The sequence below is a fragment of the Sphingopyxis terrae subsp. terrae NBRC 15098 genome, assembly GCF_001598815.1.
GTDB lineage: Bacteria > Pseudomonadota > Alphaproteobacteria > Sphingomonadales > Sphingomonadaceae > Sphingopyxis > Sphingopyxis terrae.
On the sequence record NZ_BCZQ01000014.1, the window covers coordinates 25,341 to 46,224 of the forward strand.

General features: G+C 65.2%; 15 protein-coding genes, 1 tRNA gene and 1 pseudogene. 11 read left to right on the plus strand and 6 right to left on the minus strand.

The features are described from left to right. Positions 1-20 precede the first annotated feature (20 nt). A complete protein-coding gene (locus tag STE01S_RS08885) occupies positions 21-869 on the minus strand; it encodes a methyltransferase domain-containing protein (RefSeq protein ID WP_058812401.1) in 849 nt (282 codons plus the stop codon). Between the two features lie 43 nt (positions 870-912). On the opposite strand from STE01S_RS08885, the gene STE01S_RS08890 reads away from it, so the two are divergent. The 4 genes from STE01S_RS08890 (at position 913) to STE01S_RS08905 (ending at position 2,642) form a co-directional block, all read left to right on the plus strand. Beyond that, a complete protein-coding gene (locus STE01S_RS08890; RefSeq protein ID WP_255265919.1) occupies positions 913-1,767 on the plus strand; it encodes a ComF family protein in 855 nt (284 codons plus the stop codon). Positions 1,768-1,785: 18 nt separating this feature from the next. Next, positions 1,786-2,046 (plus strand): glutaredoxin 3, encoded by a 261-nt coding sequence (gene grxC / locus STE01S_RS08895; RefSeq protein WP_062767121.1) that lies wholly within the window; start codon positions 1,786-1,788, stop codon positions 2,044-2,046. Positions 2,047-2,049: 3 nt separating this feature from the next. Beyond that, positions 2,050-2,517 (plus strand): DUF1178 family protein, encoded by a 468-nt coding sequence (locus STE01S_RS08900; protein WP_062767124.1) that lies wholly within the window; start codon positions 2,050-2,052, stop codon positions 2,515-2,517. Positions 2,518-2,565: 48 nt separating this feature from the next. Beyond that, positions 2,566-2,642 (plus strand) — tRNA-Arg (locus tag STE01S_RS08905). Between the two features lie 63 nt (positions 2,643-2,705). On the opposite strand, the gene STE01S_RS08910 is transcribed toward STE01S_RS08905, so the two are convergent. The 5 genes and pseudogenes from STE01S_RS08910 to STE01S_RS08930 form a co-directional block, all read right to left on the minus strand. Beyond that, positions 2,706-4,061 (minus strand): PepSY-associated TM helix domain-containing protein, encoded by a 1,356-nt coding sequence (locus STE01S_RS08910; protein WP_062767126.1) that lies wholly within the window; start codon positions 4,059-4,061, stop codon positions 2,706-2,708. Further along, complete coding sequence (locus STE01S_RS08915) at positions 4,058-4,639, minus strand: hypothetical protein (protein ID WP_162928240.1); 582 nt, start codon at positions 4,637-4,639, stop codon at positions 4,058-4,060. Before STE01S_RS08915 ends, STE01S_RS08910 begins: the two co-directional genes overlap by 4 nt. After that, entirely contained in the window at positions 4,636-6,705 is a 2,070-nt protein-coding gene (locus STE01S_RS08920) for a TonB-dependent siderophore receptor (protein ID WP_062767310.1), read from the minus strand. The genes STE01S_RS08915 and STE01S_RS08920 overlap by 4 nt, the downstream gene beginning before the upstream one ends. Before the next feature lie 179 nt (positions 6,706-6,884). After that, positions 6,885-8,052, minus strand: a pseudogene (locus STE01S_RS08925) (MFS transporter). Positions 8,053-8,067: 15 nt separating this feature from the next. Continuing rightward, positions 8,068-9,102, minus strand: a complete 1,035-nt coding sequence (locus STE01S_RS08930) for an aldo/keto reductase (RefSeq protein WP_062767132.1) — start codon at positions 9,100-9,102, stop codon at positions 8,068-8,070. A gap of 88 nt (positions 9,103-9,190) precedes the next feature. Between STE01S_RS08930 and STE01S_RS08935 the strand changes: the two genes are divergently transcribed. The 7 genes from STE01S_RS08935 (at position 9,191) to STE01S_RS08965 (ending at position 20,779) form a co-directional block, all read left to right on the plus strand. Continuing rightward, entirely contained in the window at positions 9,191-10,096 is a 906-nt protein-coding gene (locus tag STE01S_RS08935) for a LysR substrate-binding domain-containing protein (RefSeq protein ID WP_062767135.1), read from the plus strand. Between the two features lie 311 nt (positions 10,097-10,407). Next, positions 10,408-13,443 (plus strand): TonB-dependent receptor, encoded by a 3,036-nt coding sequence (locus tag STE01S_RS08940; protein ID WP_062767312.1) that lies wholly within the window; start codon positions 10,408-10,410, stop codon positions 13,441-13,443. A 44-nt stretch (positions 13,444-13,487) separates the two neighbouring features. Beyond that, positions 13,488-15,701 (plus strand): polysaccharide lyase 6 family protein, encoded by a 2,214-nt coding sequence (locus tag STE01S_RS08945; protein WP_120694168.1) that lies wholly within the window; start codon positions 13,488-13,490, stop codon positions 15,699-15,701. After that, on the plus strand, positions 15,698-17,872 hold the full coding sequence (locus STE01S_RS08950) for a heparinase II/III domain-containing protein (protein WP_082813276.1): 2,175 nt from the start codon (positions 15,698-15,700) through the stop codon (positions 17,870-17,872). Before STE01S_RS08945 ends, STE01S_RS08950 begins: the two co-directional genes overlap by 4 nt. Beyond that, positions 17,869-19,143: an MFS transporter gene (locus STE01S_RS08955; RefSeq protein WP_120694169.1), complete on the plus strand. Its 1,275-nt coding sequence runs from the start codon at positions 17,869-17,871 to the stop codon at positions 19,141-19,143. The genes STE01S_RS08950 and STE01S_RS08955 overlap by 4 nt, the downstream gene beginning before the upstream one ends. 13 nt (positions 19,144-19,156) lie before the next feature. Continuing rightward, entirely contained in the window at positions 19,157-19,909 is a 753-nt protein-coding gene (locus STE01S_RS08960) for an SDR family NAD(P)-dependent oxidoreductase (protein ID WP_062767140.1), read from the plus strand. A gap of 30 nt (positions 19,910-19,939) precedes the next feature. Further along, the gene (locus STE01S_RS08965) at positions 19,940-20,779 is read left to right on the plus strand and encodes a rhamnogalacturonan acetylesterase (protein ID WP_062767142.1); all 840 of its coding nucleotides are present in this window, start codon (positions 19,940-19,942) and stop codon (positions 20,777-20,779) included. Positions 20,780-20,884: the final 105 nt, after the last annotated feature.

Here is a 20,884-nt window from a genome sequence, read left to right on the forward strand (position 1 = left end):
CGCCGGACTGCGCAGCCGACCTAGGGGCGGGGAGACAGCGCGTCGATCAGCGACGCCGTGCCGCTGCCGCGGCGGGCGGGGCGGGGCTGGTCGGGGTGCGGCGCCCAGCCGCTGAAATGGATGATACGGAATTGCTCGGCAATGCGCCCGTCGGGGTCGGCGCCTTCGGCAAAGGCGACCGCGATGCGCGCGGCTTCGGCGCGTGTCAGCGGCAGCGGCGTCGGCGTGAGGCGGCTCGTGAGGCCCGCCGCGCGCAGATCGCGCACGAGCCCCGGCAGCGCCGCATAGCGCACGGTCAGCGCCTCGACATCGACGACGGGCAACGCAAAGCCGGTGCGCTGGAGCAGATTGCCCATCGCGGCGAGGTCGATCTGCGGGTGCATCCGCGCGATGGTGCGCACCCCCTCTGCCATCGTCGCACGGCGCAGGCGCGGCAGGCTGCCGTCGCCGACAAAGGCGCCGAGCAGCAGGCCGTCGGGCGCCAGCAGCGCGCGCAGCCGTACAAGCGCACCGGGAACGTCGTTCACGGCGTCGAGACCGCCGGGCCAGACGATCAGATCATATTGGCCGAGCGGCAGGTCGATTGCATCGACTTCACCGACGATCGCTCCCGTCGCCGCGGCGAGCCGCGGTCCGGCCTCGAAGAGGTCGAGCGCCCGTCCGCGTGCGCGCAACGCGTCGGCAAGCGCGGCATCGTGGGCGCCGATCAGCAAGATGCGATCGAAGTCGCGCGTGACCATTTCCAGCCGGTCGAGCAGCGTTTCGGCCAGGATCGGCGCCAGGAAATTGGCGTCGGCGGGCAGGCGCGCCAGCCGGTCGCGTTGGGCGCGGTGGCGGGCGGCGGAAAAGAGCGGCGGCGGCTGCGACATGGGCGCGCTTGTGCCGCCGGGCGCGATGTTTCACAAGAGGCCGATGGCGACGATGGCCGAAGACAGCGAGGATGATGCGCCGGCGGCGGCGGCGCCCGTCCTGTCGCGCGGCATTCGACGACTGGGCACGGCGCTGCTCGATTATGCGCTGCCGCCGCGTTGTCCGGGGTGCGGCTTGGTAGTGGGCGAGGTCGGGCAATTCTGCCTCGATTGCTGGAATTCGCTGCATTTTCTGGATGGCCCGGCATGCGCCCGCTGTTCGGTTCCGCTGCCGACGGCGCTCCCCGGCGTCGCGAGCGAATGCGGCGCGTGCCTGGCCGATCCGCCCCCGTTCGACGGCGCGCCCGCAGCTTTGGCCTATGGGCCCGTCGCACGGACGGTGGCGCTACGGCTCAAATATGGGCGGCGCCTTGGCCATGCCCGGCTGATGGCGCGCCTGATGGCGCGGCCTTTCGAGGCGCTGGCGGGCGAAGCCGAACTGCTGCTCGTGCCCGTTCCGTTGCACCGCTGGCGGCTCTGGTCGCGCGGCTTCAATCAGGCGGCGCTGATCGCTGACGAGCTGGCGCGGCTGACCGGCGCGGCGCATGATCCGCATCTGCTTGTCCGGCGCAAGGCGACCGCGGCACTGCGCGGCAAGGGGCGCCGCGAGCGTGAGAAGATCGTCGCGGGGGCCTTTGCGCTGGCGCCCGATGCCAAGACGCGCGCCGCGGGCCGGCATCTCGTCCTCATCGATGATGTGCATGCGAGCGGGGCGACGCTGCGCGCTGCGGCGCGGGTGCTGCGCCGCAGCGGTGCCGCGCGCGTGTCGGCGCTCTGCTGGGCGCGCGTCGTCCACGACGTGCCGGACAATGCCGCGCCATTTGACTTTGCGGCGCTCGATTCCGATATGCAGCGGTGAAAGGATGAAATCAGTCCCATGGCCAGGATCGAAGTCTATACCAAATTCCTCTGCCCCTATTGCACGCGGGCGAAGGCGCTGCTCGAGAACAAGGGCGCCGCGTTCGAGGAGATCGACGTGACGATGGACCGCGCCGGTTTCGACGCGATGGTCGCACGGGCTGGCGGTCGCCGCACGGTGCCGCAGGTGTTCATCGATGGCCAGCATATCGGCGGCAGCGACGATCTGGCGGCGCTCGATGCACGGGGCGGGCTCGACCCGCTGCTCGGCGCGGGCTGACCCTTGATTGTCTTCGATCTCTGCTGCGACGCCGGGGATCACCGGTTCGAGGCCTGGTTCGCGAGCAGCGACAGCTTCGCCGACCAGCAGGCGCGCGGCCTGATCGCCTGTCCGGTGTGCGGCAACAGCCGGGTGAAGAAGGCGGTGATGGCGCCGCGCATCGGCGCCAAGTCGAACCAGCAGGCGGTCGCAGCGCCGACACCCGCACCGGCACCCGATGCGCCGCCGTCCGCCGAAATGGTCCGCACCGTCCTGGCGGCGATTGCCGCGAAGCAGGCCGAGATGTTGCCGCAGTCGCGCTGGGTCGGACGCGATTTTGCCGATGCTGCGCGTGCGATGCACGAAGGCCGCGCGCCCGAAGACCTGATCCACGGGCAGACCTCGCCCGAAGAGGCGCAGGCGCTGCACGACGACGGGATCGCCGCCATGCCACTCCTCGTCCCGATCGCGCCGCCCGACGCAATCAACTGACCGCGCCGATTGACGCTGCGCGCCTTGCCCCGCTAAACGAGCGCCGACGCGCCCGTAGCTCAGCAGGATAGAGCATCAGATTCCTAATCTGGGGGCCACAGGTTCGAATCCTGTCGGGCGCACCATACCTATCCAAACATTGATATTGTTTGATAAAACTAATCTTCCGCTGCCGGAATCCGTATGTTCTAGAGCACAATTCTGCCTACCACGATGGCGAGGCCGGCCGTGGCTGAAGCGACGAGCAAGCGCTGTAGCAGCCGTTTCGGGCGCGGTTCGGGACGAATGGCCACCGCGAGCATCGGGATGCCGATGGTGAGCACCCAGAAGACCGCGATCAGCGGGGCCTCGTTGCCGATCAGGAGGCGCGTAAGGAAGGTCAGCGCCAGGGCGATTGGCACGCCCCAGATCACGCCATCCCAGCCCGCGCGTAGCCGCGGTTCGCGGAGCCCGCGCCGTTGGCGTTTGCTGAGCCAGATCGAGGTTCCTGTGGCGACGACGACGGTCAGCGCAAGGCCGAAGACGACATAAGCGAGCTTGACCGGCAGGCCGCCGTAATTGCCGAAATGAAGATTATAGGTCGACGCCGCGAGTTGCTGCCCCAGATGTCCGTCGGACAGGCCGACCTTGCCATGATAGGTGCCGTCCGGGCCGAACTGATAGGTTTCGCCATAGATCAGGCGCCGCGGGTGCTCGGCGATGAGTTGGACGTGCTGGCCGCGCGTGCCGGGGTCGTGAAGGATCACATAGGTCGGGCGCAGATCGGGGTGGTTCTTTGCCATCCATACAAGCGGCGCGGCGACATTAGCGAGCGGCGCGGGGGTTGCGTCTGGCGTAGCCTCTTCGCCGAAGATCGGCGCGTAGGCGGCTTCGACGTCATTCTTGTAGAAAGCGGCGGCGAGGCCATAGGCACCGACAACGCCGAGGCCGATCATCGATCCGGTGAGCGCGATCGCGAGCGAAAAAGGTAGCGTCCAGACGCTGAGCCGGTTGTGCCAATCCGCAAGCCCGACGCCGTGATTATCACGCGCGCGGAGGCGAAAGGCATCGCGAAAGATGCGCGGGTGCGCGACGATGCCCGACAGCGACAGCGCGAGGATCATCACGCCGAAGATGCCGACGATCGTCATGCCGACAAACCCTGGGATGTTGAGCGCATAATGCGCGCCCAGCAGAAATTCTGACCAGGCGTTCTCCTCGGGCATGGCGATGGTGCCGTCGGCGTCGATATGGAAGGCCTGATGGTCGGTCGTGATCGTCGTGCGCGGGAGGCCGTCGACCGGCATATGGACATAGAGGTGGGTAGTGGCGGGCCTGCCTTTTTCGGCCCTGAGCACTGCGGCGACGCCGCGCTGCACCGCATCGGGCACGATGGCGGCCATTTCGGGGGCGCCCGGCTGTTCGATGCGCTGCCATTCCTGATAGAAAACGATGACGGTGCCGGTAAGGCAAATGATGTAGAGCAGGGCCGAGGCGAGCAGCCCGATCGCGGCGTGTCCCGACAGCGCGCGCTGGACGGCGTCCTTGGAAATGGTGAGCGTCATACGGCGCCTCCGATGAAGACCAGGCCGAGCCCGGCGACTGCGGGTACCGCGAGACAGACCCATTGGGTGCGGCGGCGCGGTAGCATGAGCAGCCAGAAAGCGAGGATGCCCCAGAGCAGTGGCAGCAGCAGCAGTGCCATCGCGTTGCCGTCGGCGTCGCTCCATCCGGCCATGCCCGCGGCCGCACGCGCGCCGAGCGAGGCGAGCAGCGCTGCGGCGCAGGCGAGCGGAACGGTGAGGAGGAAGGTGAGCAGGCGGCGGCCCAGTGCAAGCGGCTCGCCCGGTTGGGGGAGCATATGCGCTTTGCGGTCCGACGCGCGCGCCTTGCTGGCGGGAGCGGTCCAGCCAGCGTGGGCGAGGAGCATCGCAGCGCTCGCCATGCCGAACAGCGACGCCACCGCGAGGCCCCACGCGCCGTCGCCCGCAAGCGCGAGCGCGGCGCCCGCCAGCATCAGCGTCCAACCGATGCCGTTCTGCATCGCCGAGCGGCGCGGCAGGCCCCATGCGCGGCGCAGTTGCAGCACCGCGGCGACCATTCCCGCCGCGCCGATCCACACAAGGGACGCTGTCTCGCTCACCGGAAGCGGTAGCCGACGGTCGCCATCACGTTGCGCGGCGCGCCAACGAAACAGTCGCCGCGCGCGAGACAGGAGGCGAAGAATTTGTTGTTGAGCAAATTCGTCGCGTTCACCGCGAAGCGCCAGTTGTTCCAGCTAACCTCGGCAAGCGCATCGACGGTCGTGTTGCTGGGCGTGACGAGCGACCAGGCCGGCCCCGTCGAGCGGCGCTTGCCGGTGTAGACGACCCCGGCGCCGAGCCGGAGTTGCGCCTCGTCGGGTAGCCCGAAGGTCTTGGTCGACCAGATCGAGGCGATGTGGCGCGGCAGATAGTCGAGGTCGGTGTTCACCTCCGACTTCAGCTTGTTATAGCCATAGTTGACGAGAAGGTCGAAATTGCCGGGCAGGCTGTGGCTGGCCTCGAATTCGATGCCCTTGGTCGTGAGTTCGCCTGACTGGGCGGTGCCGCCGCCCGCCAGATAGAGCACGCGGTTGCGTTCCTTGCTGCGAAAGCCGGTGATCGTGACAAGCGTGCCGGGACGCGGGTTCCATTTGATCCCCGCCTCCCATTGCTCGCCGGTCTGCGGCCGGAACGGATCGCCGACGCTGCCGTCGGCATTTTCGTTGCGCCCGGCGATCGGCAGGAAACTTTCGGTATAGCTCAGGAAGGGAGAGAAGCCCGCACCGATGTCGCCGATAACCCCGGCGCGGAAGGTCGTCGCATTGTCCTTGTTCCCCGCCGATGACGTCACGCGATCACGCCGTGCGCCGAGGACAACCGACACACGATCGAAGAAGCGGATCTGGTCCTGGACATAGACGCCGAGTTGCTTCTGCGAGTCATAGGCGAAGGGGCCGGTCGGGTCGTAGGTCAGCAGTGCGTCATAATCGATGTCGTAGAGGTCGATCGTTTCGAACCCGAACACGCCGCGCTTGCCGACCTTGTTCCAGCTGTAATCGACGCCGACGAGCAGCTTGTGTTCGATGTTGGCGCCCGTGTTGAAGTTGAGCTGGAGATTATTGTCGGTCGAAAAGACCTTCATTCGCGCGTCGCTCGCATCGGCGTAGAGGCCGATCGTGCGGCGGTCGGTGCCATAAACCGAAAAGGGATCGGTCGGGTTCGAATAGCTGTCGGCATAATGGGTGAAATATTCAAGATCGCTGTCGATATAGCGCGCCTTGACGCTGAGCCGCACTGCGTCCGAAAAATCGTGGGTGACGCTGGCCATGCCCTGCAGTGAGCGGCCGGCATAGCGGTCCCAGCCGGGCTTGCCGACGAAGGTGTAGCGGTCGAGCGGCCCCGGCGCGCCCGGGTTGGGGCGGAAGGTACCGATGATGGGGAGGAACTGCGACGTCGAGCCGGTGTCGTCCTCCTGATAGAGGCCGGTGAGGGTGATGTCGGTGGCCGGGGTCGGCTGCCAGCGGAGCGATGGCGCGAACATTACCCGGTCGTCGGGAACATGGTCGACATAGGTTCCCGCATCGCGCGCGCGGCCGACGGCGCGGAGCGCGAAGCTGTCGGACAACGCGAGGTTGACGTCGGCGAGCGCTTCCTTGCGGCCGTAGCTGCCATAGACGAGATTGATCTCGCCCTGCGTTTCGAAACCCGGTGCTTTGGAAACGAGGTTGACGAGGCCGCCGATCGACCCCTGGCCGAACAGCACCGAGGCGGGACCGCGGACGATTTCGACGCGCTCGAAATTATAGGGGTCCGACGTGATGCTGGCGTAATAGGAAAATATGTCGCGCATCCCGTCGCGGAATTGCAGCGCGTCGATTCCGCGGACGTTGAAGCCGTCGACGCGCGTATCGCGGCCATAGGGATTGGCGAGCACGCCTGCGGCATATTTCACCGTATCGCTGATATTGATCGCGCCCTGCGCCTCATATTGATCGGCGGTGATGACCTTCACCGGCTGGGGCAGTTCGACCAGCGCGGTTTCGGTCTTGGTCCCCGCGTAGCCGGTGACGACGATCTGGTTCTGGTCGTCGATTTCGGCCGACGCAGCCTCGGCGGCAAAGGCGGTGCCGCTGGCCAAGGCGGTGCAGGCGAGCATGGCGATACGCGCAGATTTCACTTCATTCATCCCCTGATAATGCAACAAGTGTCGTGTCTACTAATGCGACTCAGTTGCATTATCAATGATTCAATTTTCGTGCGTTCGCCAGTTGTTCATCCTCCGGCGCCTTGGCCGAGAGTCGTGAGGGCGTCGTGAAGGTCGGTTATGTCAGGGTTAGTTGCGCGCGAATCTCTCGACCGAGCCCTTCAAGCATCGCAGAGCTTCCGTTCCTGGTGTTGCAACGATCGGGATGTCCAGACCGCTGCCATGACGGCCGCCAAGCCCACGATCGCGGCGATCGCCCCCGCTACCGCGACGGCGCGATAGCCAAATCCTGCGGCGATCACCCCGCCACCGATCGCGGCGCCAATCGCGTTCCCCAAGTTGAACGCGCCGATATTGACGGCCGAAGCCAGGTTGGGTGCGTCGCTCGCAGCGGTCATCACGCGGACCTGAAGCGCCGGGACCAGCGCGAAGCTGGCGACGCCCCACAGAAAAATCAGGATCGCGGTGGGCGCGGCGAACGGCATCAGGGCGGCGAACGCAGCCAGCACCAGCGCCAATCCGGCGAGCGTCACCATCAAGGTGCGGTCGACCGAACGGTCGCAGCCAGTTGCCCACCGTCAACCCCACACCATAGGTAACGAGCATCGCCGTTACAAAGCCAAGCGAGGCATGCGTTTCTGCGCGCAGGATCGGAGCGATATAGGTAAACACGGTGAACATTGCGCTCGATCCGATCACGGTGAGCGCCAGAGCGCCAAGCACCGAACCGCGTTTGAGCACGCGCATTTCGGCGATGGCATTGCCGCCCTTGGGGGCGGGCATCGCCGGAAGTGTCAGCCGCAGCGCGGCCATCGTCGCAACGCCCAGTCCGGAGATACCCCAGAAGGACATACGCCACCCCAGATGCTCGCCCGCCCAGGTCGCGAGCGGCACGCCGACCACGTTGGCAATGGTCAGCCCCATGAACATCGCGGCGACCGCACCCGCCTTGCGCTCCGGCGGGACCAGACTGGCGGCCACGATCGACCCTACGCCGAAAAACGCGCCATGGTTGAGCGACGTGATGAGCCGGGCGGCCAGCAGCATCCCGTATCCGGTCGAGATCGCAGCGAGCAGGTTGCCAAGTGTGAAGACGCCGGCGAGCGCGATGAGCAGCGTTCGGCGGGGTACGCGACCGGTGGTCAAAGTCATCAACGGCGCGCCGAGCATCACGCCGAGCGCGTAGGCGCTGATGAGGAGGCCAGCGGTCGGAATCGACACGCCAAGATCGCCGGCGATGACCGGTAGCAGTCCCATCGGCGCGAATTCGGTAACGCCGATGCCGAACGCGCCGATCGACAGGGCAATCAGGCCGGGATTCGCTTTCATGCTAGGTACTCCAGCTCAAACTATAGCGGGATTGAGCAGGGCGAAGCCGTCCTGCTGGCGATAGGGGGTGTGCGGATAAGGCGGCATCACTGCGCTGGCCGCGTCGAGCGCGGCAACCTGTTCGGGGGTCAGGGCCCAGCCGACGGCGCCCAGATTGTTGCGCAACTGCGCCTCGTTACGCGCGCCGATGATGACGGAGGAAACGGTCGGTCGCCCCAGCAGCCAATTGATTGCGATCTGCGGCACCGACCGGCCGGTTTCTGCGGCGACCGCCTCCAGCGCGTCGATGACGCGGTAGAGATGATCTTCTGCGACAGGCGGCGCGAATTGCTCGGTCTCGTGCAGGCGACTGCCCGGCGGGACCGGCCGCCCTCGTCCGATCTTGCCTGTCAGTCGCCCCCAGCCGAGCGGGCTCCATACCAGCGCCCCGATGCCTTGATCGGCCGCAAGCGGCATCAGATCCCACTCATAGGCACGCCCGATAAGCGAATAATAAACCTGATGCGCGACCAGGCGCGGCCAGCCATGGCGGTCTGCCGATGCCTGCGCCTTCATCACCTGCCAGCCGGGATAGTTGGATACGCCTGCATAGCGTAGCTTGCCCGCCGCGATCAGCATATCGAGCGTGCCCATCACCTCTTCCACCGGCGTGTGCGCGTCGAAGGCATGGAGTTGCAAGAGGTCGATATGATCTGTGCCCAGGCGGCGCAATGCGTCCTCCACCGCCCGGATCAGCCGTGCACGCGAAGCGCCCCAGTCCTGCGGGCCATCGCCCATGGGCAGGCCGGTCTTGGTCGAGATCAGCACCGTGTCGCGCCGGCCCTTGATCGCTGCACCCAGCACCTCCTCCGACGCGCCATTCGAATAGACGTCGGCGGTATCGAACAGGGTCACGCCCGCATCGAGACAGATATCGACCAGCCGCCGTGCCTCGGCCGCGTCGCTCTGTCCCCAAGCGCTGAACAACGGTCCCTTGCCCCCGAACGTCCCCGCGCCGAAACTCAGGGCAGGGACGCGCAAACCCGAATGCCCAAGTTGCCGATAATCCATGGTTGATCCTTTCGATTGCGATTCGTACGCATAGATGGACCGCGACGAGCGACCGATGTAGTGGATGCTCGAGCCAAGGATCTTTGCGATGAATGCAAAAGTAATGGAGGGTGGCGATCGCGCGCGCGCCATGGAAATATTCGTCGCGGCCATTGATCGGGGCAGCTTTTCCGCCGCCGGCCGCACGGTTGGATTGACGCCTTCAGCGGTAAGCCGGGCGGTCGACAGGATTGAGGCGCGACTGGGAGTCCGGCTGTTGCTTCGCTCGACGCGGGCGCTCACTCCGACGGCGGAGGGCCTCGCCTATCTCCAGGCTGCACGGCGCATCCTTGCCGATCTCGACGATAGCGAGCAGCAGATCGCCGACCGGGGCATGCCGCGCGGGCGTCTCCGGATCAGCGCGGCGCTGTCTCACGGGCGGTTATGCGTGGTGCCGTTGCTCGGTCGTTTTGCGCAGGCCTATCCGCATATTCTGATCGACATCGCGCTGACCGATGCGCTGGTCGATGTGGCGGCGGGGCAGGCCGATGTCGCGATCCGCTTCGGTCCGCTTGCCGACAGCGGCCTGACAGCGCGCAAACTGGGCGAAACCCGCCGCGTCATCGTCGCCTCGCCGGACTATCTTATGCGCGCTGGGACACCGCGCGTCCCGGAGGATTTGCACCATCACAATTGCCTGAACTTCAATTTCCGCCGGAGCGAGCCGATCTGGCCCTTCATGCGCGACGGCAAGGAGTTCTGTCTGGCGATGAAGGGAAGCATCGAGGCGAACAATGGCGAAACGCTGGGCCAGTTCGCCGCGCAGGGCGTCGGCATAGCGCGTGTCGGCGCGTTCAGCGTCGCCAACGAAATCGCCAGCGGCGCGCTCGTGCCGCTGCTGGAGGACTATAATCCCGGCGACGTTGAACAGATCAATGCGGTGTTCGTCGGCGGCGCCAACCTGCCGGCGCGAGTGCGCGTGTTTATCGACTTTCTGATCGAGAACATGCGTTAATCCGCGCGAGCGGTCATCATTGGCGAAGTAAAAGCCCGGGGCTGTTTTCGACGAGCCGATCTGGGCCACCGAACGCTCGCCGTGTCGGCGATGGCCGGTCTGCCAAAATCGAGAGAGGGCCCGCGCCATATCGCCGCGCTGGGAAGGGCGATGCAAATCGGGCGCAGCATGACGCGGCGGCGGGATGGATGGCATCATAATTCGTCAACAAAGTGGTATGACAAAAGATGGAAATTTTCGCTGCCTTGTTGACAATACAGGTATGAAGATTATGCCTAGCCGAAATACCAAGCCAATTGGGGAGAGGCATGATGCGGGATTATGTTGGGCTGCGCCGCAAGGCGCGGGCGTCGCGGCTGGTGACGGCATGGGTTTCCGGGGTCGCGCTCTGCGCGCTGCTCGCGCCCGCCAGCGCCCTGGCTCAGGAGCAGGTGCAGTCGGACGATGCTGCGGACGACAATGCGATCGTCGTGACCGGCATCCGTAGTTCGCTGCAGAGTGCGCTCACGGAAAAACGCAACGCCGACAATCTGATCGAAGTCATCCAGGCTGAAGACATCGGGAAATTGCCTGACCAGAATCTCGCCGAGGTGCTCGAGAACATCACCGGGGTACAGATTACGCGCGAAGCCGGGGTCGGTACAGGCGTGCAGATCCGCGGCACCAACGATAATCGCGTCGAGATAAACGGTGTTTCGACGGTCGGCTCCGGTTCGGGGCGCGGCGGCATCAGCTTCGAAGATGTCAGCGCGTCGATCATCGCGTCGGTCGAAGTGACCAAGGCGCCCGAGGCAAAGACGATCGAGGGGTCGGTGGGCGGCACCATCAACCTGCGCACCATTCGCCCGCTCGACCTGAAGGAAATGCTGCTCGCGGCGCGCGTTCAGGGCGAGCATAGCGAGCTGTCGAAGAGCGTCCGGCCGCGTATCTCGGCGACGTTCGGCGACAAATGGTCGACGGGTATCGGCGAGATCGGGCTGGTGGTAAGCGGCAGCTACACCCAGCAGGAGGCGACATCCTTCCGTCCGCGCGTCGATCGCGACGGCGGGCTTGTCGAAAATGTCAACGCGACCGTGGTCCGCAGCGGTGTAACCGAAAATCAGCCGACGCGCCGCCCGGCCGCCCAGGACTTCGACTTCGTCGGCATCCAGTTCCTCAACCAGGAGCTCGAAAATTTCGAATATGAGACGAAGAATTTCGCGGGGACGCTCGAATGGGCGCCGAGCGATCATGTGAAATTCTATTTCGATACCATCTATAACGACCAGCAGCGGCGGCAGGACAGCTCGCGCGTTCAGGGGTCGGGGGTCAATGCCCTGCTCGACTACAGCGTTCCGACATCCTTCCAGACCGTGGATTTCGGCTCGCTCGACGGCGTGAAGCTCGGCAGTATCCGGGTCGCCGAAACGGGCACGATCGAGCCCAATATCGCGGTCGATCGCGACGACCCCAATCTGCGCTTCTCGAGCGACGTCGGGGCCCGCTTGACCAAGAGCGAAATCTACCGGCTCGGCACCGAGTTCGACGCCGGGCGGCTGACCGGACGCGTCGAGGCGTCGCGTTCGATTTCGAATACACGAAATCCCGATCTCAGCACGACGCTGAATTTCCTCAACCCTAATGCTCCGGTCTTTACCGGGAACGACAATGCGGTTCCCTTCATCTACGACCTGTCGGGCGGATCGCTTGCCTTCGGGATCAATTTTGACTCGCCCTTTGCGCCGACGGTCGAACAATTGCTCGACCCCGCCAATGTCGTGTTGCAGCAGGTGTCGATCGGCAATGACAGCACGCGCAACAAGGAAGACGCGGCGCGCATCGATCTGTCGCTCGATGTCGCGGACCTGACGCCCTTCTTCACCTCATTCGACGTCGGCTATCGCTTCAACCGGTCGTCCAGCACCTTCAACGACGTCGGCTCGACGCTCACGCTCAGCAGCCTCAACGACAGTCCGCGCGGCACCTTGTTTGCCGATCTGCTGGTTCGCGGTCCGAACAATTTCGGCGACGCCGACGGCCGGACGCTATTCTTCAAGGACTTTCTGCTCGTAGACCCCAACCGCGCGTTCAGCGATCGCGAGGGCACGCTCGACATCCTGCGCGCCGCCTTGCTGGCGGCGCCCGGCCAGCGCGCACTCAACGACGCATCGGCCAATTCGGCGGGCTATTTCTCGATCAACGAGACGACCAACGCGGTCTATGGTCAGGCCAATTTCGAGATCGGCCCGGTACGCGGCAATTTCGGTCTTCGCTGGCTCGACACCAGCCTCGATTCGATCGGCAATTCGATCACCGGCGCCAATGTGACGCAGGTCGTCACCCGAGGCGGCTACAGCAAGCTGTTGCCGCGGCTCAACCTCGTCGCCGATGTTGCGGACAATATCCTGCTGCGCGCCAGCTGGGGCCGCGACATCAACCGCCCCGATTTCGACCTGTTGTCGACCTCGGTATCGTTCGTGACGAGCGAAAACGCTGCGGTCTCGATCGGCAATCCGAATCTGCGCCCCGAAACCGTCACCTCCTATGACGCCTCGATCGACTGGTACTTCGCGCCTTCGTCGGTGCTCAGCGTCGGGGTGTTCCACAAGAAGCGCACCGATCTGTTCGTCACCCAGCTCGAAGATGCGCCGCTCGATGCCAATGGCTATCGCGACATCACCGCGCCGTGCGAGGGCGGCGGCATTTATAACCCGATCGCGTTTCGCAACCAGCTATCGCCGATCGGCGGATCGGGCATGTGCGTCCCGATCCTGACGACGATCAACGACAGCGGCAGTACGACGCAGACCGGCGTCGAAGTCGCGCTGCAATATGATCTGTCGCAGTTCGAGGATACCTTGGGCTTCGCATCGGGCTTCGGGATCGTCGCCAACTACACCTATCAGAAATTCGGCGGCGGCCAGGCGGTCAACAGCTCGGCGACGCGCGGCACGGATATCTTCAATGCGATCAACGGCATCTACGATGATGCCGATTTCGTGCCGGTAACCGCGAAGCAGGGGCTGCTCGACTTTTCCAAGCACGCCTATAATCTGACGCTCTATTACGAAAAATACGGGCTGTCGGCCCGTGCGCGCTACACATGGCGGAGCGCGTTCCGGACGCTGGACACGGTCGGCGGCGCAACGCTTGCGAGCACCTTCGGCTTTCCGGTCGTGACCGCGGCGCGGGGACAGCTCAATGCGAGCATTTCGTACGACATCAACAGCTTCCTCAGTGTCGGGGTCGAAGGGGTCAACCTCTCCAAGTCGAAAATCTCGCAATATTGCGTCAATGACGGGGCACTGCTGTGCTTCGAGGGGCTGCCCGATCGCCGGATCACCTTTGGCGCGTCGGTGCGTTTCTAGGGCGCTCGGGGTGACGGCGCAGGGCAAGATAAAAGGATGAGGCATTGAAAATCGGTTCGGTTCTGATCCTCGCGCTTCTCGCGTCCGCCGCGGCGCCGGCGAACGCGCGCGACCTGCTCGTGTCCGATCCCGCGCAGTTCCGCGCGGCGGTCAAGGCGGCGAAACCCGGCGACGCCATCCTGCTTGCCGACGGCGAATGGCGCGATTTCCAGGCGCTGTTCGTCGGCACCGGCACCGCGACGAAGCCGATCACCCTCGCGGCGCAAACCAAGGGCAAGGTCGTTCTCACCGGTCAGTCGAACCTGCGACTGGCGGGGCGCCACCTGATCGTGTCGGGCCTCGTCTTCAAGGATGGCGCCAGCCCGACCGCCGAGGTCATCTCCTTCCGGCGCAATTCGTCCGACCTGGCGCGCGATTCGCGTGTCACCGAGGTGGTGATCGACGGCTTCAGCAAGGCCGACCGCCGCGCAGAAGATATTTGGGTCGCGCTCTACGGGACCGGGAACCGCGTCGATCATTCGCATTTCGAGGGCAAGACAAACAGCGGCGTTACCCTCGCGGTGATCCGCAAGGCGGGCGATCCGCTCGATAACCGGCACCGCATCGATCATAATTATTTCGGACCGCGCCCGCCGCTCGGATCGAATGGAGGCGAGACGATCCGCATCGGGACGAGCGAGGAATCGCTGTCGGACAGTCACACGCTCGTCGAGCGCAACATCTTCGATCGCTGCAGCGGCGAAGTCGAGATCGTTTCGGTCAAATCGGGCGGCAATATCATCCGCGAGAATCTGGTGCTCGCCTCGCAGGGCGCTTTCGTGCTGCGGCACGGCAACGGCAATATCGTCGAACGCAATATCTTCTTCGGCCAGGGGGTTCCTGACACCGGCGGCGTGCGCGTGATCAATCGCGATCAGATCGTGCGCGACAATTATCTGGAGGGGCTTGCCGGCACCTCGTTCAAGAGCGCGATCAGTGTGATGAACGGCGTCCCCAATTCGGTGATCAATCGCTATCATCAGGTCGCCAATGCGCGGATCGAGGGCAATAGCATCATCGACGCCGCGCGCATCACCTTCGCCGCCGGGGCCGATGCCGAACGCTCGGCCCCGCCCGTCGACAGCCGCTTCGATCGCAACCTGATCGTCGGGGCTAAGGGACAGGATTCCTTCCGGGCGGAAGGCGCAATCGGCGGCATTGCGTTCGCCGACAATGTCGAGGCGCGCGTGGCGACGCCGCTGCTTGGCGCAGGGGTCGAGCAGCGCGAGGTCACGCTCGAACGCGGCGCGAACGGCCTGCTGTATCCGACCGACCCGGCGCTCGCCGCCATTGGCGCACCGCGCGATCTTCGTCCGGTGACGCGCGACGAAGTGGGTGCCAGCTGGTATCGAAGCACAGCGCCCGAAGCGGCGTTCGGCGCTGGCGTCACGCGCCGAGTTGCCGCGGGCGCGTCGCTCGCCGCGGCGGTCGCAGGCGCGCAGCCCGGCGACACGCTGACACTTGCGACTGGCACCTATGATATTCCAGCGCCGCTGACGGTGCGCCACCGGCTGACCATCGCCGGCGCCAAAGACGCAAAGCCCGTGCTCCACATCGTCTCGCAGCTTGCGCGGATCGTCGGCGGCGGTGGTTTGCGGGTAGAAAATCTGGCGATCGACGCGCACGCCGCCGGAGGCGCCGGGCCGTTGATCGCGATCGAAGCTGGCGCTGCCCCCAATTATGCGATCGCCCTCGACGGCGTGTCAGTGCGGGGACCGGCCAAGGGACGCCTCACCGGGGTCGCGATGGCGCCGGGAACCTTCGCCGACGACATCATCATTGCGAACAGCAGCTTCGCCGACATGGGTGTCGTTATCGACGGGACCGGCGAACAGGAGCCGAAAGGCTGGTATCCGATGGAGCGGCTGACGATCGCGGACAGCAGCTTTGCCGGCGTCGGCATGATTGCCGATCTGCTGCGCAAGGGGACGGACGAGAGCACCTTCGGTCCGTGGTTTGCGATGACCGGGTCGAATGTGGTCGACAGCGGCACTGACGGCGTGGCGCTGCGCATTTCGGGTGCGCAGCATGTCCGTATTACGGCCAATGCGTTCGCGAAATCGGGCGCGATTGCGATCATTCATTCGGTGGGCGCGCCCGACACACGGATCAGCGGCAACAGCTTTGCCGCCACCCCGGCGCCGCGGGTCGAAGAACTGGTCTATAAAGGCCCGCTGCGCGCAGATCTGTCGAACAATGCCATGGAGGCGCGGCCATGATGCGATCCCTTGCGCTTCTGCTCGCCGCTGCCGTCCCAGCCACGGCTGCCGTCGCCGCGCCGCCGCCTTCCGCAGAGCACACCCGATCCTATGCGCCGTTGTTCGCGGCCGAAGTCGAAGCGGCGAAACGCGATGTCGAGGCCTCGATCCGGGCGGGGATCAATGTGCCCGTGCCGAAGGATCCGGGCGGCGGCTTCACCCACGAACAGCATAAGCGCAATTACCGGATCATCTTCGAGGGCGGTCAGCTCTACCGGCTTACGGGCGACGTCCGCTACCGCGACCATGTCCGCGACCTGCTGCTCGCCTATGCCAAGCTTTATCCGACGCTCGGGCCGCACCCGGCGGCTGCGAACCAGGCGGCCGGCCGGCTGTTCTGGCAGAGCCTCAACGACAGCGTCTTCCTCGTCAATGCGGTGCAGGGCTATGCGCAGATCCGCGATGCGCTGACCCCCGCCGAGCGCGCGCGCATCGACGATGGCGCGATCCGTCCGATGGCGAAATTCCTGTCAGACGGGTCACCGGAGGTGATCGGCCGGATCCATAATCATGCGACCTGGGCCTGCGCCGGCGTCGGGCTCGCGGGCTATTTGCTGGGCGACCGTGATCTGGTCGACAAGGCTTTGCTGGGGCTCGACAAGAGCGGCAAGACGGGCTTCCTGCGCCAGCTCGACCTGCTCTTCTCGCCGGACGGCTATTACGCCGAAGGCCCCTATTATCAGCGCTATGCCTTGATGCCCTTCGTGGTCTTCGCTGCCGCGATCGACGCCAACGAACCGCAGCGCAAGATCTTCGACTATCGCGGCGGCATCGTCCTGAAAGCCGTGCGAACCGCCATCGACGTCACCCACGACGGCTATTTCCTTCCGATCAACGATGCGATGCCCGACAAGAGCTTGCGCACCGATGAGCTCTATCAGGCGGTTGCAATAGCCTATGCCGCGACGCGCGATCCCGTCTTTCTGTCGATCGCCGAGCGGCAGGGACATACGGTGCTGACACCCGCGGGAGAAGCGCTGGCGGCGGACGTTGCGGCAGGCAAGGCCAGGCCGTGGCCCTTTGCCTCGCGGCTGCTGTCGGACGGGCCTGATGGCAAGGGCGGGGCACTTGTCCTGCTGCGCGATCGCCCGACGGCGACCGGTCCGCTGCTCGTTGTCAAAAATACCGTGCAGGGCATGGGGCACGGACATTTCGACCGCCTGAACTGGCTCTATTATGACGAGACCGGCGCGGTCGTCACCGATTATGGCGCGGCGCGCTTCCTGAATGTCGAGGCCAAGCGCGGCGGACGTTATCTGCCCGAAAACGACAGCTGGGCGAGTGCGACGGTGGCGCACAATACGCTCGTCGTCGACGAACAAAGCCATTTTGCGGGCGACTGGAAGGCCGGAGAGAAAGTTCCCACCCAGCAACTCGCGAGCAGCCTCGACGGTCCGACGCGCTATTCGATCGCGGCGATCTACGGTGCTTACAAGGGCGTCGCGATCCGCCGCGCGCTGTTGCTGCTCGACATCGACGGGCTCGGCAATCCCCTTATTCTCGATATCCTCCGTGGAACTGGCGGCGGCAGGCATCGCTATGACCTGCCGCTGCACTTTTCCGGACAGATTATCGACAGCGATATCGTTTTCGATCGCAAGCTGGCCGAGCGGCCGGTGCTGGGCACCGCAAACGGCTACCAGCATCTGTGGGTCGATGGCGTGGGCAGCGCGGCGGACAAGGCGGCAAGCACGGCGGCGCGGCTCACCTTCATGCAGGGCAACCGCTTCTACAGCTACCATATGGCGCCGCCCGCGGGCGCCCGCTTCATCCTCGCGGAAAGCGGCGCAAACGACCCCGAGTTCAACCTGCGCCGGCAGCCCGTGCTGATCCAGCGTATCGACGGCGCCGACAGCGCGACCTTCGTCAGCCTGCTCGAACCGCATGGGTCCTATGACGCATCGGCCGAGACAGTCGTCGGCAGCCGCGCGCGGGTTGTGGGGCTCGACCACCGCCGCCTCGGCGACGCCGACCTCGTGGTCATCACGCTGGCCGGCGGCCGCCGTCTGGCGATCGCGGTGGCCGACAATGTCGCCGCGGACGCGCCGCACAGCGTCACGATCGACGGTGCCGCGCATTCATGGACCGGCCCCGTCGGCCGCTTCGATCTTGCCAAGGGAGGCGCAAAATGAAGGGCGGCCTGCGCTGGTGCGTGATCGGCCTCATCGGCCTCGCCACCGTCATCAACTATATCGACCGCAACGCGCTCGCGGTGATGTGGCCCGAAGTGTCGAAAGACATCGGCGCCACCAAGGAAGATTATGCGCTGCTCGTGACGATCTTCATGGTCGCCTATGCCTTCGGTCAGTCGCTGTTCGGGCGGGTGTTCGACGCGATCGGGACACGGATGGGCTTCACCATCTCGATCCTCTTCTGGTCGCTGTCGATCGCGGCGCACGCGCTTGTCCGATCGATGCCGCTGCTCGGCGTGCTGCGCGCGACTTTGGGGGTCAGCGAAGCGGGGAACTGGCCGGGCGCGGCCAAGGCCAATGCGCTCTGGTTCCCTTCGCGCGAACGCGCGCTCGCCCAGGGCATATTCAACGCCGGGGCGTCGCTGGGCGGGATCGTCTCGGCCCCTCTCGTCGCATTGCTTTTCGTCCAATTCGGCTGGCACGGCACCTTCCTGATCGTCGGTATCTTGGGCTTCATCTGGCTGGTTCCGTGGCTATGGTTCTACAAGGGCGATCCTGAAAACCATCCCTGGCTCAGCGAAGCGGAGCGTCAGCATATTCTGACCGGCCGTGCCGAGGCCGGACCGGGCGATGATCGCCGCGTGCCGCTCGGCGAACTTCTCCGCCATCGGCAGAGCTGGGGCGTCATCCTGTCACGCTTCTTCCTCGATCCGGTGTGGTGGTTGTTCGTATCGTGGCTGCCGATCTACCTTGCGGAGACCTTCGGCTTCGACGTGAAGCAGATCGGGCTGTTCGCCTGGGTGCCCTTCGTCGGCGCCATGCTGGGCAGCCTGTTCGGCGGTTGGCTGGCGGGGCGGATCATCGCCGCCGGCGGAAGCGTCCACAAGGCGCGCACGCTGACGATCGGCATTGGCTGCGCGATCATGCTCCCCACGCTGCTTGCGACGATCGGTGCCGACGATCCGCTCAGCGCCGTCCTGCTGATCGCGGGGATATTGTTCGGTTTCCAGATGGCGATCGGCAATATCCAGACGCTGCCGAGCGATTATTTCGGCGGCGGGGCGGTCGGTAGCCTTGCCGGGATAAGCGGCACCGCCGCGGTCGCCGGGACGCTGATCACCACCTGGCTCGTGCCGGTCCTCACAAAGAATGGCTATGCGCCGATCTTCGCGCTGTCGGCGGCGATCGTTCCGCTCTCCTTCCTCGCATTTCGACTGATCGGCGGCCGCGTCGAACCCGTCGCGACAGCGCCCCGCAACACCCAAGAATAAGGAAAAGAATTCGATGAATCTCCAAGGAAAAACTGCGCTCGTCACCGGCGGCGGCCGCGATATCGGCCGGTCGGTATCGATCGCGCTCGCGCGCGCCGGAGCGCGCGTCGCGATCAATTACAACAGCGGCCGCGAAGCCGCCGAAGCAACGCTGCAGACGATCCGCGATGCGGGGGGCGACGCCTTTCTGGTCCAGGCCGACGTGACCGACAGCGGCGCAGTGCGCGCGATGCTCGACGAGGTCGGGGTCGCGTTCAGCGGTCGGCTCGACATTCTTGTCAACCTTGCTGGCGGAATGGTCGCGCGCAAGACGCTGGGCGAGATGGACGAAGCCTTCTTCGACCATGTCATCACGCTCAACCTCAAATCGGCTTTCCTCGTCCTCCAGGCTGCCCTGCCTTTCCTCGGCGAGGGATCGGCGGTCGTGAATGTCTCCAGCCAGGCCGGACGCGACGGCGGCGGCCCCGGCGCCTCGGTTTACGCCACCGCGAAGGGCGCTTTGATGACCTATACGCGGTCGATGGCAAAGGAATTGGGACCGCAGGGAATCCGCGTCAATGCGGTTTGCCCCGGACTGATCGGAACGAGCTTTCACGATATTTTCTCGAAGCCGGAGGGCCGTGCAGCGACCGCCGGAAACACGCCGCTGCGCCGGGAAGGTCATCCCGACGAGGTCGCCGATACCATCGCCTATCTTGCATCGCCTGCGGCGAGCTTTCTTGCCGGCGTCTGCCTCGACGTCAACGGCGGGCTCTATTTTTCGTGACGATGTAATCCATAGCAGAAGGGACAGGATATGCGCTGGTTAGCCATTCCGCTGTTCGCCGCCGCGCTTGCCGGCGGCGCGCAGGCCAAGGAGCGCGAGCGGACCGATGCCGAGCCGCTTTCGCCCTACAAGATCATCCTCGTCGGCGATTCGACGATGGCGCCGCACAGCGGCTGGGGCGGCGCCTTCTGTGCCGGCCATGTCAAATCGTCGGTGGCGTGCGTCAACGCCGGGCGCGGCGGTCGCAGCACGCGCAGCTACCGCCAGGAGGGGAGCTGGGACATCGCGCTCGGCGAAGCGAAGGTGCCGGGCTATCGCGCGACCTATGTGCTCATCCAGTTTGCGCACAATGATCAGTCGAGCAAGGCCGAACGCTGGACCGACGAGACGTCGGAATTTCCTGCAAATTTGCGGCGCTTCGTCGAGGAGGTGCGCGCGGCGGGGGCGGTCCCGGTGCTCGTGACGCCGCTGACGCGCCGCGAGTTTCGCGATGGCGAGCTTCGCAACACGCTTGCAAGCTGGTCGGATCAGGTCCGCAACGTCGCCAAGGCGATGGACGTGCCGCTGGTCGACCTCAACGCGTTGAGCGCGGCGCAGGTGCAGAAGATGGGCGCCGAGACGGCGACGCAACTTGCGCAAGAGGCGCCGAGCGACGAGGAGCTTGCCGCAGCCAGAGCGGGAACCACGCTCGCGGCGCGTCCCGCGCCACCACCACCGCCGCCGATTACCGGCAAGGGCGCGCGGGGGCAGGTGACACGCAAGTTCGATTATACGCATCTGGGCGACGTTGGCGCTGAAGTCACGGCGCGCCTTGTGACGCAGGCCCTCGCTGTCGCGGTGCCGGGGCTGGCGAGCCAGCTCGTCCCCTGACAGCGGTTCGATTGCGGGGTATAAAATTGGTCATACCAATTTAGCTTACACAATGGTTGACAAAATATATGCAATGTTCGACCATATTGGTCAGAACAGAATCAT